The sequence below is a fragment of the Bradyrhizobium sp. UFLA06-06 genome, assembly GCF_054820065.1.
In genome coordinates, this window is sequence record NZ_JADFUD010000159.1 from 1 (window position 1) to 1,253 (window position 1,253).

General features: G+C 59.7%; 1 protein-coding gene. It reads left to right on the forward strand.

Annotated features, from left to right (window positions below):
* Nucleotides 1-488: 488 nt before the first annotated feature.
* Nucleotides 489-1,253, forward strand: a 765-nt coding sequence (locus IF803_RS42475) for a ferritin family protein (RefSeq protein WP_461196160.1), incomplete at its 3' end; no start/stop codon positions are given.

Consider the following 1,253-nt stretch of genomic DNA (forward strand, 5'->3'; position numbering starts at 1 on the left):
GGTCGAGATTCTCATTCTGCAATTTCCTCTGCAATTCTCGTCGCAATCTGCATCTCCTTCAACCGCAAGCCGGGCGAATGTGACGCCGCCGTCCACGCCATACCGGCATCGGTGCCTCAGAAAGCGGGCTGGCAAGCTCCTCGGACGCGCTGGCACGCCCATTGCAAAGCTCCTGATCACAACAACGCTGACTGCTCCGTCTGGGGTGAGCCGCGACAAGAACGAGGGAAGGGGACGCTTAGCTGAGGGCGCATCATGGGTGGGATGAGGCATTGCGATCGAAGGACCGTGGTTCGGAAGATCGCTCCTGATCATCGTTGCGGTGCACCACAGTCGTTCCCCAAAACCCTTGCCGATATCAAACGTCCGGCCGTGCAAACGGCCGCGAGGTGGCCCGTAACGTACGGGTAGGCACTGCCTGGTCCGCGAAGGTCCAGGGCAGGCGGAATATCGATGTGGTTTCTGACCCGATCAGGAGGAAAGACGAGATGTCTGGAACTTTAACACTCAACAAGATCACCGCCCAGCGCGGCATATCCGTCGGTGATGCTGCAAAGAAGATTGCAGATCTCGGATGGAATCCTTCCTACGTCCAGGAAGCAATGACCTTTCCCACGGACTACAAGATTGCGAAAGCGCCGAAGGATCCGATGAAGCAGGTCCTTCGCTCCTACTTCCCGATGCAGGAGGAGAAGGACAACCGCGTCTACGGCGCGCTCGATGCCGCGCTGCGCGGCGACATGTTCCGCAACGTCGAGCCGCGTTGGGTCGAGTGGATGAAGCTGTTCCTGGCGATCATCCCGTTCCCGGAAATCTCCGCCGCCCGGTCCATGGCCATGGTCGGCCGCCTCGCTCCGGGTGAAGATCTTCGCACTGGCTTCACGATGCAGATGGTCGACGAGTTCCGTCACTCGACGATCCAGATGAATCTCAAGAAGTGGTACATGGAGAACTACATCGATCCGGCCGGCTTCGACATCACGGAGGAGGCGTTCGGCAAGTGCTACGCCACCACGATCGGCCGGCAGTTCGGTGAGGGCTTCATCACCGGCGACGCGATCACCTCGGCGAACGTCTACCTGACCGTGGTTGCCGAAACCGCGTTCACCAACACGTTGTTCGTCGCCATGCCGTCGGAGGCTGCCCGCAACGGCGACTATGCGCTACCGACGGTCTTCCTGTCGGTTCAGTCGGATGAGAGCCGCCACATCGGCAACGGCCACTCGATGCTGATGCTGTCTCTTATACACATC